The following is a 14,088-nucleotide window of genomic DNA, read 5'->3' as shown; positions in this document are numbered from 1 at the left end:
ATCCCAGGCTCCGGGCCTGGGTGAATACGCAGGATTCCCAGTACGGTAGTTCACACGCCGCCTGGATCGTTCATTTTCGGGAACACATCGCCATGCAGGTCAGCAAATCGAACAAGCTCGCCAACGTCTGCTACGACATTCGCGGCCCAGTGCTCAAGCACGCCAAACGCCTGGAAGAGGAAGGCCATCGCATCCTCAAGCTGAACATCGGCAACCCGGCGCCCTTTGGTTTCGAAGCGCCGGATGAAATCCTCCAGGACGTGATCCGCAACCTGCCGACCGCCCAGGGCTACAGCGATTCCAAAGGTCTGTTCAGCGCGCGCAAAGCGGTGATGCAGTATTACCAGCAGAAGCAGGTCGAAGGTGTCGGCATCGAGGACATCTACCTGGGCAACGGCGTGTCCGAGCTGATCGTGATGTCGATGCAGGCCCTGCTCAACAACGGCGACGAAGTGCTGGTGCCGGCGCCTGACTACCCGCTGTGGACCGCCGCGGTCAGCCTGGCCGGCGGCAATCCGGTGCATTACCTGTGCGATGAAGGCGCCGACTGGTTCCCGGACCTGGCCGACATCAAGGCCAAGATCACCCCGAACACCAAGGCCCTGGTGATCATCAATCCGAACAACCCGACCGGCGCGGTGTATTCCAAGGAAGTGTTGCTGGGCATGCTCGAACTGGCTCGTTCGCATAACCTGGTGGTGTTCTCGGACGAAATCTACGACAAGATCCTCTACGACGACGCCGTGCACATTTGCACCGCATCCCTGGCGCCAGACCTGCTGTGCCTGACTTTCAACGGCCTGTCGAAGTCCTACCGCGTGGCCGGTTTCCGCTCCGGCTGGATCGCCATTTCCGGGCCGAAACACCACGCCCAGAGCTACATCGAAGGCATCGACATGCTGGCCAACATGCGCCTGTGTGCCAACGTGCCGAGCCAGCACGCGATCCAGACCGCGCTCGGCGGCTACCAGAGCATCAATGACCTGGTGTTGCCGCAAGGTCGCCTGCTGGAACAACGCAACCGCACCTGGGAATTGCTCAACGACATTCCGGGCGTAAGCTGCGTCAAGCCGATGGGCGCGCTGTATGCGTTCCCGCGCATCGATCCGAAGGTGTGCCCGATTCACAACGACGAGAAGTTCGTGCTCGACCTGCTGCTCTCCGAGAAGCTGCTGGTGGTGCAAGGCACGGCGTTCAACTGGCCGTGGCCGGATCACTTCCGCGTGGTCACCCTGCCCCGGGTCGACGAACTGGATCAGGCCATCGGCCGGATCGGCAACTTCCTCAAGACTTACCGCCAGTAAGCTGGTGATCACCGTGCGACGCGGGTCCGGTCGCACGGTGATTGATTCAGCAACACATCTCTACACCTTGCCGCACATCCCTGTTGCTATCGTTGCCTGTCGATGGATTTTGCGCTCGCGTCTAACAAAGACGGGGCCTGCGCAGTCATTCGGCTGCCAAACCCTTCCTGCGTCCACGTCGGAAATGCCCTGCACGGGGCTAGACTGTTGCTGTAGGACACAGTTTGAAATAGTCACTCGGTTGAATAGCACGGTGCAGCACCTTATATACCCCGCAGTACGCTACATCTTTAGCATGAGGAGATTTCTACAACCATGATGCGCATCCTGCTGTTTTTGGCCACTAACCTGGCGGTCGTGCTGATTGCCAGCATCACCCTGAGCCTTTTCGGCTTCAACGGGTTCATGGCGGCCAACGGGGTTGATCTCAACCTCAATCAGCTGCTGCTTTTCTGTGCGGTCTTTGGTTTCGCCGGTTCGCTGTTCTCGCTGTTCATCTCCAAGTGGATGGCGAAGATGAGCACCAGCACCCAAATCATCAGCCAGCCGCGCACCCGTCACGAGCAATGGCTGCTGCAAACCGTTGAACAACTGTCTCGCGAAGCCGGGATCAAGATGCCCGAAGTCGGGATTTTCCCGGCCTACGAGGCCAACGCCTTCGCCACTGGCTGGAACAAGAACGACGCATTGGTCGCGGTCAGCCAGGGTCTGCTCGAGCGGTTCTCGCCGGATGAAGTCAAAGCCGTGCTGGCCCACGAAATCGGGCACGTGGCCAATGGTGACATGGTCACCCTGGCGTTGATCCAGGGCGTGGTGAACACCTTCGTGATGTTCTTCGCGCGGATCATCGGCAACTTTGTCGACAAGGTGATCTTCAAGAACGAAGAAGGCCAGGGCATCGCCTACTACGTAGCGACCATCGTCGCCGAACTGGTGCTGGGCATTCTGGCCAGCTCCATCGTCATGTGGTTCTCGCGCAAACGCGAATTCCGCGCTGACGAAGCCGGCGCACGCCTGGCTGGCACCGGCGCAATGATCGGCGCTCTGCAGCGCCTGCGAGCCGAACAAGGGCTGCCGGTGCACATGCCGGACACCTTGAACGCCTTCGGTATCAACGGTGGCATCAAACAAGGGTTCGCCCGCATGTTCATGAGCCACCCGCCGCTGGAAGAGCGTATTGACGCGCTGCGTCGTCGGGGCTGAGTCGCTCCGTACCAAAAGAAAAGGCCCGCAGTGAATGCGGGCCTTTTTTTGTCTGCTGATTTTGTGGTGTTCTTTCGGACCCCATCGCGAGCAAGCTCGCTCCCACAGTTGACCGAGGTGAATCACATATTTTGTGATCGACACAGATCCAGTGTGGGAGCGAGCTTGCTCGCGATGGGGGCCGATACAACCCTACAAATCTATCGGCTGGAAACCCGATACACCCGCTCTTCAAGCCGCGTCACACCGCTCTCGACAAACTTCCAGCTCTCACCCAGAACGTCCTGGTCTTCCAGAATCTTCAGCTCCCAGCTCGCCCCGAACAGCCGTTGCACTTCGTCATCCAGCACGGCAAACGGCGGCCCTTCCTTCTGCGTCTGGTCGTAATCCAGGGTGATCAACAACCCCAGGGAATCCTTTGGCAGAATCCGCTTCAGATGCTCGGCGTATTGCTCGCGCATCTTCGGCGGCAAGGCAATCAACGCCGCTCGGTCGTACAACGCGCTGCAATCAGCCACATCGCCGGCGGTCAGGGCGAAGAAATCGCCGCACCAGATCTCGATCGAACCCGCGCGATAGACCGTGAACGGGCCCTGGTCGCTGACATCCGGGTCGAATTGATGTTCGTGGAAAAAGTCTTCCACGGCTTTTTCCGACAATTCGACGCCCAATACCTCGTGGCCGCATTTCGCCAGCCACAGCAGATCCAGGCTTTTCCCACATAACGGCACCAGTACGCGCGCGCCTTCTTCCAGGCCCAATTGCGGCCAGTAGCGTTGCAGATATGGATTCACTTCCGGCAGGTGGAAGCCGATCTGATTCGACGTCCACCGCTTGTGCCAAAACTCCGGCTGCATAATTAATCCCGAAAATTCGATCAAAAGACCCTAAAACTTATATTAGATTTAGATCAATGATCTGACTGAAGATGACGCCATCTTACCCCTCAGGAGCTCATTCATGTTCCCCAGCCTGTACATATCCCATGGCTCGCCCATGTTGGCACTGGAACCAGGCGCCAGCGGCCCTGCCCTGGCACGCCTTGCCGCAGAAATGCCAAAGCCCAACGCCATTGTGATTGTATCCGCGCACTGGGAAAGCAACGAGCTGCTGGTCAGCGGCAACCCGCAGCCCGACACCTGGCATGACTTTGGTGGTTTCCCGAAGGCCTTGTTCGACGTGCAATACCCCGCGCCCGGTGATCCGCAACTGGCGGCAGAGGTGGTCGAGTTGTTGAAAGCCGATGGCCTGCCAGTGCGCATCGACGCCAAGCGGCCATTCGATCACGGGGTCTGGGTGCCGCTGTCATTGATGTACCCCCGGGCCGACATTCCAGTGGTGCAAGTCTCACTGCCAACCCGCGGTGGCCCGGCCCTGCAGACCCGGGTCGGCCATGCACTGACCAGCCTGCGCGAGCACGGCGTGCTGTTGATCGGCTCCGGCAGCATCACTCACAACCTGCGTGAACTGGACTGGCACGCCGGCCCGGAGAGCGTCGAACCATGGGCCAAGGCATTCCGCGACTGGATGATTGAAAAACTCGCTGCCAACGACGAGGCCGCGCTGCACGATTATCGTCAGCAGGCACCGAATGCTGTGCGCAACCATCCGAGCGATGAGCATTTGCTGCCGCTGTACTTTGCTCGCGGGGCCGGGGGTGAGTTCGGGATTGCGCACCAGGGATTCACCATGGGGGCGCTGGGGATGGATATTTACCGGTTTGGGTAATTGATCGTTCCCACGCTCCGCGTGGGAATGCAGCCCGGGACGCTCCGCGTCCCTTTAAAAGCCGAACGCGGAGCGTCCGATGAGGCATTCCCACGCGGAGCGTGGGAACGATCAGGCAAAAAAAATCCCCGAACCAGTCGGGGATTTTTTATGTGCGATCAATCAGCCCGAGAGCGGATTAATCTTCGCGATAGCGACGCAGCTTCAACTGCTTGCCAGCAACGCGAGTGTCCTTCAGTTTGGTCAGGAGTTTTTCCAGACCATCTTCCGGCAGCTCAACGAGGCTGAAGCTGTCACGCACCTGGATGCGACCGATTGCTTCGCGAGCCAGGCCACCTTCGTTGAGGATAGCGCCCAGCAGGTTCTTGGCAGCGATGCCATCACGCGCACCCAGCGCGGTACGGCAACGAGCACGGCCTTCGGCCAATGCAACCGGAGCACGACGCTCACGATCACCACGGTCCGGACGATCACCGGTGCGCTCTGGACGATCGCCACGCGGTGCATTGTTCGGCACCAGTGGACGTTCTTTCTCGATGGCAGCCAGGGTCAGCGCCTGAGCGTTGGTGGCTTTGCGCAGCAGCGCAGCGGCCAGGGCACGCGGAGTGCAACCGATATCGGCGGTCAGGCGATCCAGCAGATCACCGTGAGTCGATTCGGCATCAGCGACCAGCGGCGACAGGCTGTTGGTCAGTTTCTTGATGCGGGCATCGAGAACAGCTTGAGCATCCGGCAGGCGAACTTCGGCAACCTTTTGACCGGTTACACGCTCGATCACTTGCAGCATGCGGCGCTCACGCGGAGTCACCAGCAGCAGTGCACGACCTTCGCGACCGGCACGGCCAGTACGGCCGATACGGTGAACGTAGGACTCTGGATCGTACGGCATGTCAACGTTGAACACGTGAGTGATGCGCGGAACGTCCAGGCCACGGGCAGCAACGTCGGTCGCCACAACGATGTCCAGACGGCCATCCTTGAGGGATTCGATGACGCGCTCACGTTGGTTCTGGGCAATGTCACCGTTCAGCGCAGCGGCTTTGTAGCCTTTGGCTTCCAGGGCACTGGCCAGGTCCAGGGTCGCTTGCTTGGTGCGCACGAACATGATCAGGGCGTCGAAGTCTTCGACTTCCAGCAGGCTCAATACAGCCGAGGTCTTCTGGTCAGCGTGAACCAACAGGTGAGCCTGTTCGATCGCGGTAACGGTTTGAGTCTTGGTCTGGATCTTCACGTGCTGCGGATCACGCAGGTGACGCTCGGCAATGGCACGGATCGACTGCGGCAGGGTCGCCGAGAACAATACGGTCTGACGGGTCGGTGGCAGAGCCTTGAAGATAACTTCGAGGTCGTCCATGAAACCCAGTTTGAGCATTTCGTCCGCTTCGTCGAGAACCAGGTGGTTCACGGTCGACAGGACTTTTTCGTCGCGACGCAGGTGGTCGCACAGACGACCCGGAGTGGCGACAACGATCTGTGCGCCATTACGGATTGCTTTCAGTTGTGGGCCCATCGGGGCGCCGCCGTAAACGGCCACAACGGTAACGCCCGGCATTTGCTTGGCGTAGGTTTCGAAAGCGGTTGCTACTTGCAGCGCCAACTCACGGGTTGGCGCCAGGATCAGGGCTTGCGGCTCGCGCTTGGCAGGATCGATGCGATGCAGGATAGGCAGGGCGAACGCGGCGGTTTTACCGGTACCGGTTTGCGCTTGGCCGATCATGTCGTGGCCGGCCATGATGATCGGGATCGATTGCTGCTGAATAGCCGAAGGTTCTTCGTAGCCGGTCGCAATGACGGCTGCAAGAATATTCGGATTAAGATTAAAAGCGGCGAAGCCGCCGGTTTCCTGGGTCATGGGTCTGCCTCTAAGTGCATCCGCAAAGACCCATGCTCCAAAGCTGCGCATGCCGTGTAAGACTCAAGAGTCGCCCTGGCTGCTTTGTCGGCGGGGATTTGCGAAAACGAATGAATGAAAAAGATTCGTCAAGGGAGAGTCCGCTGTGCGGACGTGCAGCCGAAGCTGACTTCGGGGAATTGCGCTACCTAAACGCGGCCCGGTTAAAGGCCGGCGCGCACTATACCGGAATTCGCCCAAAAAGGGAGCATTATTTGTCGGAAAACTGACGTATATACCGTTGTGTCACAGGCTTTGCGGATAATCGCGCAACGGTCTATTTTTCAAAGGCCCGGCCCTGCTGGCGATGGCGCTAAAACGGTTCACCCTGGTGACACGGACCTTCGGTCTGGCACCCTCTCCCCGCCCGAGGAAATGCCCCATGAATCAGACCGTTTCCAGTCGTATCAGCCGTGAGCGACATGGTCATGTCTTGTTACTTGGCCTGGACCGGGTTGCCAAGCGCAACGCCTTCGACCTTGATCTGCTCAACGAACTGAGCCTGGCCTATGGCGAATTCGAGGCCGACAGCGAGGCGCGGGTAGCGGTGGTGTTCGGCCATGGCGAGCACTTCACCGCCGGGCTCGACCTGATCAATGCCAGTTCCGCCCTCGCCGAAGGCTGGCAGGCACCCCCCGGCGGCTGTGATCCGTGGGGCGTGTTCGCCGGGCCACGGGTCAGCAAACCGGTGATCGTCGCCGCGCAAGGTTATTGCCTGACCATTGGCATCGAGTTGATGCTGGCCGCCGACATCAACCTCTGCGCCAGCAACACCCGTTTCGCCCAGATGGAAGTGCAGCGCGGGATCTTCCCGTTCGGCGGCGCCACGTTGCGCCTGCATCAGGTGGCCGGTTGGGGCAACGCGATGCGCTGGCTGCTGACCGGCGATGAATTCGATGCCCATGACGCGTTGCACTTGGGATTGGTGCAGGAAGTCATGGCCAGTGAAGATTTGCTGCCCCGGGCAATTGAACTGGCGGAACGCATTGCCCGGCAGGCGCCAATGGGGGTTCAGGCAACGCTGATGTCGGCCAGGCAGGCGCGCTATGAAGGGGAAACGGCAGCGGCGCAGGGGTTGCCGCCGATGGTGAAGAAATTGCTAAACAGCGAGGATGCCAAGGAAGGTGTGCGGTCGATGATCGAGAAACGGCCCGGTGTATTCAAAGGGGTTTGAGGTTTGTGTTGGGGCGAATATTGTCTTCGCGGGCAAGCCTCGCTCCTACAGGTTTTGTGTCGTATGCCGGAAATGCGAACGACAAAAAACTTGTAGGAGCGAGGCTTGCCCGCGAAGAGGTCCGTCCACTCAACGCATTACGTCGCCGGCCGAATCGCCTTGATCAACGACAGCAACGAATACCCCAACTGCGGCGCCAGTCCTTCGGCCCGGGCGATCAAGCCGTCCAGGTCCAGTTCCTGATCCAGCTCCGACGGCACGATCAAAATCACGTTGCCCTCCTTCACCGGCAGTTCCCAGTAATGCCGATGGTAGAGCCCGCGAAACAACGCTGCGCCCAAGGGTTTGCCATCATCAGTGGCCCACTGATTGATCACCAGCCAGCCACCCGGATTCAGGCGTTTTTGACAGTTCTCCAGAAAACTCCAGGCCAGATGCCCGACACCCGGCCCGACATCGGTATAAAGGTCGACGAAAATCAGGTCCGCCGGCTCAGCCGTCTCCAACAACTCCAGCGCATCGCCGACGCGGATATACAGCCGCGGATCATCATCCAGCCCTAGGTATTCGATGGCCAGGCGCGGCACGTCGGGGCGCAGTTCGATGGCTTCGACGTCTTCCAGTGGCAGGAACTTGAGGCAGGCCTGGGTCAGTGTGCCCGCACCAAGGCCGAGGAACAGCGCGCTTTCCGGCTGCTCATGGCATAGCGCACCGATCAGCATCGCGCGGGTGTAGTCGTACTCCAGCCAGCTCGGGTCGGCGGTGAATACGCAACTTTGCTCGATGGCATCGCCGAATTCGAGAAAACGGTAATCGGCCACTTCCAGCACGCGAATCACGCCGAACTCATCCTGTACCTCGGCGAGCAAATGCTCGACGCGCTCCTCAGTCATTTCGTCTCCTGATCGCTGCCGAGCCCGGCAACGCAATACACCGCAACATGAAGCGGCAAAGGCGCGATTGTCCGCGAAGCGACGGGAACAGGTCACGCACTAATTGCTGATAACATAAGCGCCCGTGCGTAAACACTAGAGACCGTGATGAGCCAACCCTGGAGCCCTGACAGCTGGCGTGCCTTGCCGATCCAGCAACAACCCCGCTACCCCGACGCCGCGCATTTGGCGCAGGTCGAGCAAACCCTGGCCAGTTATCCGCCGCTGGTGTTTGCCGGTGAAGCCCGGGAGTTGCGCCGTCAGTTTGCCGAAGTGACCCAGGGCCGCGCGTTTCTGTTGCAGGGCGGCGACTGCGCCGAAAGCTTCGCCGAGTTCTCCGCCGCGAAAATCCGCGACACCTTTAAAGTGCTGCTGCAAATGGCGATCGTCATGACCTTCGCCGCCGGTTGCCCGGTGGTCAAAGTCGGGCGCATGGCCGGCCAGTTCGCCAAACCCCGTTCGGCCAACGACGAAACCATCGACGGCGTGACCTTGCCGGCCTACCGTGGCGACATCGTCAACGGCATCGGTTTCGACGAAAAAAGCCGCGTGCCGGACCCGGAACGCCTGCTGCAGTCCTATCACCAGTCCACCGCCACCCTGAACCTGCTGCGCGCCTTTGCCCAGGGCGGTTTTGCCGACCTGCATCAAGTGCACAAGTGGAATCTGGATTTCATCGCCAACTCGGCCCTGGCCGAAAAATACAGCCACCTGGCTGATCGCATCGATGAAACCCTGGCCTTTATGCGCGCCTGCGGCATGGACAGCTCGCCGCAACTGCGCGAAACCAGCTTTTTCACCGCCCACGAAGCGCTGCTGCTGAACTACGAGCAAGCCTTTGTCCGTCGCGACAGCCTGACCAACGATTATTACGACTGCTCGGCCCACATGCTGTGGATCGGCGACCGCACCCGTCAGCTCGACGGCGCACATGTCGAGTTCCTGCGCGGGGTGAACAACCCGATCGGCGTCAAAGTCGGCCCGAGCATGAATCCTGAAGATTTGATTCGTCTGATCGACGTGCTCAACCCGGACAACGACCCGGGCCGTTTGAACCTGATCGCGCGGATGGGCGCGAACAAGGTCGGCGATCACCTGCCGCAACTGATCCGCGCCGTGGAACGCGAAGGCAAGAAAGTGCTGTGGAGCTCCGACCCGATGCACGGCAACACGATCAAGGCCAGCAGCGGCTACAAGACCCGCGACTTCGCGCAGATCCTCGGCGAAGTGAAGCAGTTCTTCCAGGTGCACGAAGCGGAAGGCACCTATGCCGGCGGTATCCACATCGAAATGACCGGGCAGAACGTCACCGAGTGCATCGGTGGGGCGCGGCCGATTACCGAGGATGGGTTGTCAGACCGGTATCACACCCATTGCGATCCACGGATGAATGCGGATCAATCGCTGGAATTGGCGTTTTTGATTGCTGAGACGTTGAAGCAAGTCCGCCGCTGAGTCAGTGATCGTTCCCACGCTCTGCGTGGGAATGCAGCCCGTGACGCTCCGCGTCACTGGACGCGGAGCGTCCCTAGAGGCGTTCCCACGCAGAGCGTGGGAACGATCGGATTAAGGCCCACTCACTCAATCTGCGCCAATGCCACCCGTAACCGCCCCGCACTCACCCGCTGACAATTCAACTGCACCTGCGCAAGCCCCAACCAATCCGCCATCCCCCGCAAATTCACCGCCAACGCCAGCATCCCCGCCTCATCCAGCCCCGGCTCTTCCTCATGCACGGCATGCACCGCCAACCGGCCCAGCGCCCGTTCGGCGCGCAAATCCACCCGAGCGGCAATCCGTTGGTTGTGCAAAAACGGTAATACGTAATAGCCGTAGACCCGTTTGTCCTGCGGCGTGTAGATCTCCAACCGATAACGGAAATCGAACAAGCGCTCGGTGCGGCTGCGCTCCCAGATCAGCGAATCGAAAGGTGACAGCAAGGCACTGGCCTCCACCTTGCGCGGCACCTTGGGCTCGGGCAGGCAATAGGCCGGTTGGCGCCAGCCTTCGACTTCGCAGGTCAACAATTCGCCGGCCTCGACCAATTCCGCCAAACGTGGACGGGCATCACCGGGATTCAAGCGAAAATAGTCCCGTAGATCTTTTTCCGTCGCCACACCCAGGGCCGTCGCGGCGTGCAGCAGCAAGCCCCGCTGGGCTTCATCCTCCGTCAGCAAAGGCTGCTGCAGAATGGCCGAGGGAATCACCCGCTCCGGCAGATCATAAAGTCGCTCGAAACCACGACGGCCGGCGACGGTTACTTCACCGGCGGCAAACAGCCATTCCAGTGCATGCTTTTCAGCGCTCCAGTCCCACCAGGGTCCGGCCCGCTCCTGACGGGTCGACAAACTGCCCGCACCTAATGCGCCCAACTCCTCAACCGAACCCAGCACCCGGCGAATCGTGTCCTGCTGTTCACGACCAAACTTTGCCAATTGCTGATAAATGTCTTCACCACGGGTCGCACGCTGCATGCGCCAGCGCATCAGCGGGTACATGGACAACGGCAACAGCGAAGCTTCATGGCCCCAATATTCGAACAACGTACGTCGACGACCCTGACTCCAGGCAGCCTGATCAAGCAAGTCGGAAGGATAATTGCCAAGACGGGAAAACAAGGGAAGGTAGTGCGAACGCACTAACGCATTGACTGAATCGATTTGCAAAATGCCCAGGCGTTCGATCAGCCGGTTGAGCTGGACCGGTTTGATCGCCGCTGGCGGCTGGCGCCCGTTAAACCCTTGGGCAGCCAGTGCCAGACGTCGAGCCTGTTTGATGGAAAAGGACAGCGTTGCGGGCATGAGCATCTCCTTGTCTGCTCGCAACCTACCTCACCAGAGAGGGGTTTGTGTAGCGATGGCCTCATCATTTATGCATCGGATCGTCCCAGAACGGCCGGATCGATTCGTGCTCGACATCCGCACGGCTGACACCGATGTCCTTCAGCGCTTCATCGCTCAGGCTCGCCAAAAGCTCACGTTCGCGGTGAAGTTCGTACCAGCGACTAAACTTGTGCAGCAAATCGGAAACCGCGTGGATTGAGAATTTTTCTGACGTTACATGCTCGTGTTGACCTTTCATCTTGTTGCCCTCCTTTAGGGATGGCTCAAGTCTCGCGCCGAAGCTAAGATCAATCCAACGAATGTTTCTGATGGTATACATCTCGGAGATTGATGAATGTCGGCGTTCCCCAGTATCGATACCGATGTACTGCGCACTTTTGTCGCCATCGCCGATTTGGGCGGTTTCACCCGCGCTGGTGAAATGGTCAACCGCACTCAGTCTGCGGTGAGCATGCAGATGAAGCGCCTGGAAGAAGACGTGTTGCAGCGCCAGCTGTTCGAGCGCGACGGGCGTCAGGTCAAGTTGACCGCCGAGGGCCAAGTGTTGCTCGGCTATGCGCGGCGCATCCTCAAACTCCACAGTGAAGTGTTCAATACCCTGCGCGAGCCGCACATGGTCGGCACCGTGCGCATCGGTACGCCGGATGATTACGTCATGCGCTTTCTGCCGGGGATCCTGTCGCGCTTCGCCAAGTTCTATCCGTTGATCCAGATTGAAGTTCACTGCGAATCGACCCGGCAACTGTTGCAGCGCCAGGACCTGGACCTGTCGATCGTCACTCGCGAACCGGGCACCGAGATCGGCCAGTTGCTGCGCAAGGAGCGTTTCGTCTGGGCCGAGGCGCAATGCTTCAGCGCCCACGAGCAAACGCCGCTACCGCTGGCGATGTTCAACAGTGATTGTTTCTGCCGGTTGTGGGCGTGCAATGCCCTTGACGCCATGGGCCGTGATTACCGCATCGCCTATAACAGCTCGAGCCTGTCGGCGCTGATGGCTGTGGTCAGCGCCGGCCTGGCGGTGACCGCGCAACTGGAAAGCCTGATCACCCCGGACATGCGCATCCTCGGTGCCGCCGAAGACCTGCCGCTGCTGCCCGAGGCCTGCATCATGCTGGTGCGCAACCTGCACAACCCGTCGCCAATCACCGAATGCCTGGCCGAACACATCGTCGAAGGCTTCAAACTTTAAGGGCGAGTATCACGGCACAGAACACAAGGTAGCCACAGAACAGCCCGCGCAACAGTCGTTCAGACAGGGCGTGAGCGATCTTCACCCCCCAACTGATACTCATCAGGCCGCCGACCGCCAAAGGCAAACCGATCATCCAGTTCACCTCTTGGTGCACCGCGTAAGTCACCAAGGTGACCCCGGTGCTCGGCAATGCCAGGGCCAGCGACAAGCCTTGGGCCACTACCTGGGTGGTGCCGAACAGGCTGGTCAACACCGGTGTTGCCACCACTGCTCCGCCCACACCAAAAAACCCGCCAATGGTCCCGGATGCCGTGCCCAGCACACCCAGCCACGGCCACGAGTAATGCATGTGCGAAGACGTTTGTGTACTGGCGGTAAACATCCGCACCAGGTTGTAGGTCGACAGCGCCACCAGGAACACCACAAATCCTACGCGCAAGTGTTGTGCATCGATGCCTACGGCCCAGATCGAACCGATCCAGGCAAAGCAAAATCCCATCGAAGCCAGAGGCAAAGCGTGGCGCCAGTCAATGCGATTGCGTTGGTGATAGCGCCACAGCGCCAGCATCACGTTCGGCACTACCATCACCAGCGCGGTGCCTTGGGCCAGTTGCTGATCGAGGCCAAACAGCACGCCGAGCAACGGAATGGCAACCAAGCCACCACCGATGCCGAACAACCCACCCAAGGTGCCCAAGGCCACGCCAAAGATCAGGTACATCAAAAACTCAATCACAGGCCAATTCCCTCTTGTCAGGCGTTTCATCCTACGCAGTCGGCTATAGCGGGGAAACGCACAGCAACGCACAATGGCTGTGCCGATTTCGCATAAGCGCTGGTGAAACCATGAACCCCAATCAATTGACTGACCAACTCGGGCTGTTCCTCGATGTGTTGGAAACCGGGAGCTTTTCCGCTGCGTCCCGGCGCCATCCACTGACACCTTCGGCCGTCGCCCGGCGCATCGACAGCCTGGAAAGCGCGGTCGGCAGTCAGTTGTTCCTGCGCAGTACCCACGCGGTGCGGGCGACGCCGGCGGGTTTGGCGTTTGCCGAGCGTGCGCGGCGGATAGTCGCCGAACTGCGCTTGGCCCGGGCGGAAGCGGTGTCCCTCAGCAGCGCGCCTGAAGGCTTGATTCGGGTGGATGCGCCCGCTGCGTTCGGCCGTCGACATCTGGCACCGGTCATCGCTGATTTTCTGATGCTGTATCCCGGTCTCGACGTGCAATTGCACCTGATCGACAGTTTTGTCGACATGCAGGGTCTGAACCTGGGCAAAGTCGATCTCGTATTGCGCGCCGGGCAAATGGCCGACACCCGATTGGTCGCCACGCCACTGGCGAACATGGTGCGCATCGCTTGCGCCAGCCCCGCCTATTTGAAGCGCCGAGGCGTGCCGACCGACCCGTCGCAGTTGAACGAACACGATGGCCTCGACTGGGATGGCCTCGCCCCGCCCTTCGCCTGGCGCTTCGAACAGGATGGGCGCATGCAATTGCACCGCCCCGCGCGCATCCGCATGAGCGCCAACAATGCCGAGGCGTTGGTCTGTGGCGCACTGGCCGGGCTGGGTATCGCCCACTTGCCGACTTGGCTGGCCAGCGAATACCTGCTGCGCGGCGAACTGCTGCCACTGTTCTGCGAAAACGGCCTGCCAAAACCGGAAACCGCCGGGATATATGCGTTGCGTCTGGAGCAGCAAGCCAGTTCCCGCAGTCGTCTGCTGCTGGAATACCTGAAGACTCGCTTCAGCCCGATTGCACCGTGGGATCTGGCCCTGCAAGGCAATCTGGCCGGGGACTAGGCCATAATTATCTGGCGC

Annotated in this window: 13 protein-coding genes; 7 read left to right on the top strand and 6 right to left on the bottom strand. The window is 60.0% G+C overall.

Features of this window, described 5'->3' with window-relative positions; genetic code table 11:
* The first annotated feature begins 92 nt into the window (after positions 1-92).
* Together BK667_RS19370 and htpX are read left to right on the top strand one after the other, a co-directional pair.
* On the top strand, positions 93-1,304 hold the full coding sequence (locus tag BK667_RS19370; RefSeq protein WP_054052048.1) for a pyridoxal phosphate-dependent aminotransferase: 1,212 nt from the start codon (positions 93-95) through the stop codon (positions 1,302-1,304).
* A 315-nt stretch (positions 1,305-1,619) separates the two neighbouring features.
* Positions 1,620-2,507, top strand: a complete 888-nt coding sequence (htpX, locus tag BK667_RS19365) for a protease HtpX (RefSeq protein WP_123598584.1) — start codon at positions 1,620-1,622, stop codon at positions 2,505-2,507.
* Between the two features lie 200 nt (positions 2,508-2,707).
* On the opposite strand, the gene BK667_RS19360 is transcribed toward htpX, so the two are convergent.
* Complete coding sequence (locus BK667_RS19360) at positions 2,708-3,364, bottom strand: thiopurine S-methyltransferase (RefSeq protein WP_123598583.1); 657 nt, start codon at positions 3,362-3,364, stop codon at positions 2,708-2,710.
* Positions 3,365-3,467: 103 nt separating this feature from the next.
* On the opposite strand from BK667_RS19360, the gene BK667_RS19355 reads away from it, so the two are divergent.
* A complete protein-coding gene (locus tag BK667_RS19355; RefSeq protein WP_123598582.1) occupies positions 3,468-4,235 on the top strand; it encodes a DODA-type extradiol aromatic ring-opening family dioxygenase in 768 nt (255 codons plus the stop codon).
* A gap of 178 nt (positions 4,236-4,413) precedes the next feature.
* Here BK667_RS19355 and BK667_RS19350 read toward each other — a convergent pair whose 3' ends face one another.
* A complete protein-coding gene (locus BK667_RS19350) occupies positions 4,414-6,087 on the bottom strand; it encodes a DEAD/DEAH box helicase (RefSeq protein WP_123510266.1) in 1,674 nt (557 codons plus the stop codon).
* A gap of 421 nt (positions 6,088-6,508) precedes the next feature.
* On the opposite strand from BK667_RS19350, the gene BK667_RS19340 reads away from it, so the two are divergent.
* The gene (locus BK667_RS19340) at positions 6,509-7,300 is read left to right on the top strand and encodes a crotonase/enoyl-CoA hydratase family protein (RefSeq protein WP_123598581.1); all 792 of its coding nucleotides are present in this window, start codon (positions 6,509-6,511) and stop codon (positions 7,298-7,300) included.
* Between the two features lie 137 nt (positions 7,301-7,437).
* Here the strand turns inward: BK667_RS19340 and BK667_RS19335 are convergent, their stop codons facing one another.
* Complete coding sequence (locus tag BK667_RS19335; protein WP_123510262.1) at positions 7,438-8,193, bottom strand: spermidine synthase; 756 nt, start codon at positions 8,191-8,193, stop codon at positions 7,438-7,440.
* Positions 8,194-8,340: 147 nt separating this feature from the next.
* On the opposite strand from BK667_RS19335, the gene BK667_RS19330 reads away from it, so the two are divergent.
* Positions 8,341-9,687 (top strand): class II 3-deoxy-7-phosphoheptulonate synthase, encoded by a 1,347-nt coding sequence (locus BK667_RS19330; RefSeq protein WP_123510260.1) that lies wholly within the window; start codon positions 8,341-8,343, stop codon positions 9,685-9,687.
* Between the two features lie 122 nt (positions 9,688-9,809).
* Here the strand turns inward: BK667_RS19330 and BK667_RS19325 are convergent, their stop codons facing one another.
* Together BK667_RS19325 and BK667_RS19320 are read right to left on the bottom strand one after the other, a co-directional pair.
* Entirely contained in the window at positions 9,810-11,033 is a 1,224-nt protein-coding gene (locus BK667_RS19325) for a winged helix-turn-helix domain-containing protein (protein WP_123598580.1), read from the bottom strand.
* Positions 11,034-11,097: 64 nt separating this feature from the next.
* The gene (locus tag BK667_RS19320) at positions 11,098-11,313 is read right to left on the bottom strand and encodes a DUF1127 domain-containing protein (protein WP_054052224.1); all 216 of its coding nucleotides are present in this window, start codon (positions 11,311-11,313) and stop codon (positions 11,098-11,100) included.
* 96 nt (positions 11,314-11,409) lie between these two features.
* On the opposite strand from BK667_RS19320, the gene BK667_RS19315 reads away from it, so the two are divergent.
* Positions 11,410-12,264, top strand: coding sequence for a LysR substrate-binding domain-containing protein (locus BK667_RS19315; RefSeq protein WP_101209067.1), 855 nt, complete (start codon positions 11,410-11,412; stop codon positions 12,262-12,264).
* Here the strand turns inward: BK667_RS19315 and BK667_RS19310 are convergent.
* Complete coding sequence (locus BK667_RS19310; protein ID WP_123510256.1) at positions 12,254-13,003, bottom strand: sulfite exporter TauE/SafE family protein; 750 nt, start codon at positions 13,001-13,003, stop codon at positions 12,254-12,256. The two genes, BK667_RS19315 and BK667_RS19310, sit on opposite strands and share 11 nt — an antisense overlap.
* 110 nt (positions 13,004-13,113) lie before the next feature.
* Between BK667_RS19310 and BK667_RS19305 the strand changes: the two genes are divergently transcribed.
* Positions 13,114-14,070 (top strand): LysR family transcriptional regulator, encoded by a 957-nt coding sequence (locus tag BK667_RS19305; RefSeq protein ID WP_123510254.1) that lies wholly within the window; start codon positions 13,114-13,116, stop codon positions 14,068-14,070.
* Positions 14,071-14,088: the final 18 nt, after the last annotated feature.

It is taken from the genome of Pseudomonas frederiksbergensis, assembly GCF_003732705.1.
In the GTDB taxonomy this organism is placed as follows: Bacteria; Pseudomonadota; Gammaproteobacteria; order Pseudomonadales; family Pseudomonadaceae; genus Aquipseudomonas; species Aquipseudomonas frederiksbergensis_F.
The sequence above is the reverse complement of the archived record's forward strand: the minus strand, read 5'-3'. Positions and strand labels throughout refer to the sequence as shown.

Bases quoted from the DNA above. Each gene is read 5' to 3' on its own strand.
- BK667_RS19370 (WP_054052048.1), top strand. From the start codon at position 93: ATGCAGGTCAGCAAATCGAACAAGCTCGCCAACGTCTGCTACGACATT.
- htpX (WP_123598584.1), top strand. From the start codon at position 1,620: ATGATGCGCATCCTGCTGTTTTTGGCCACTAACCTGGCGGTCGTGCTG.
- BK667_RS19360 (WP_123598583.1), bottom strand. From the start codon at position 3,364: ATGCAGCCGGAGTTTTGGCACAAGCGGTGGACGTCGAATCAGATCGGC.
- BK667_RS19355 (WP_123598582.1), top strand. From the start codon at position 3,468: ATGTTCCCCAGCCTGTACATATCCCATGGCTCGCCCATGTTGGCACTG.
- BK667_RS19350 (WP_123510266.1), bottom strand. From the start codon at position 6,087: ATGACCCAGGAAACCGGCGGCTTCGCCGCTTTTAATCTTAATCCGAAT.
- BK667_RS19340 (WP_123598581.1), top strand. From the start codon at position 6,509: ATGAATCAGACCGTTTCCAGTCGTATCAGCCGTGAGCGACATGGTCAT.
- BK667_RS19335 (WP_123510262.1), bottom strand. From the start codon at position 8,193: ATGACTGAGGAGCGCGTCGAGCATTTGCTCGCCGAGGTACAGGATGAG.
- BK667_RS19330 (WP_123510260.1), top strand. From the start codon at position 8,341: ATGAGCCAACCCTGGAGCCCTGACAGCTGGCGTGCCTTGCCGATCCAG.
- BK667_RS19325 (WP_123598580.1), bottom strand. From the start codon at position 11,033: ATGCCCGCAACGCTGTCCTTTTCCATCAAACAGGCTCGACGTCTGGCA.
- BK667_RS19320 (WP_054052224.1), bottom strand. From the start codon at position 11,313: ATGAAAGGTCAACACGAGCATGTAACGTCAGAAAAATTCTCAATCCAC.
- BK667_RS19315 (WP_101209067.1), top strand. From the start codon at position 11,410: ATGTCGGCGTTCCCCAGTATCGATACCGATGTACTGCGCACTTTTGTC.
- BK667_RS19305 (WP_123510254.1), top strand. From the start codon at position 13,114: ATGAACCCCAATCAATTGACTGACCAACTCGGGCTGTTCCTCGATGTG.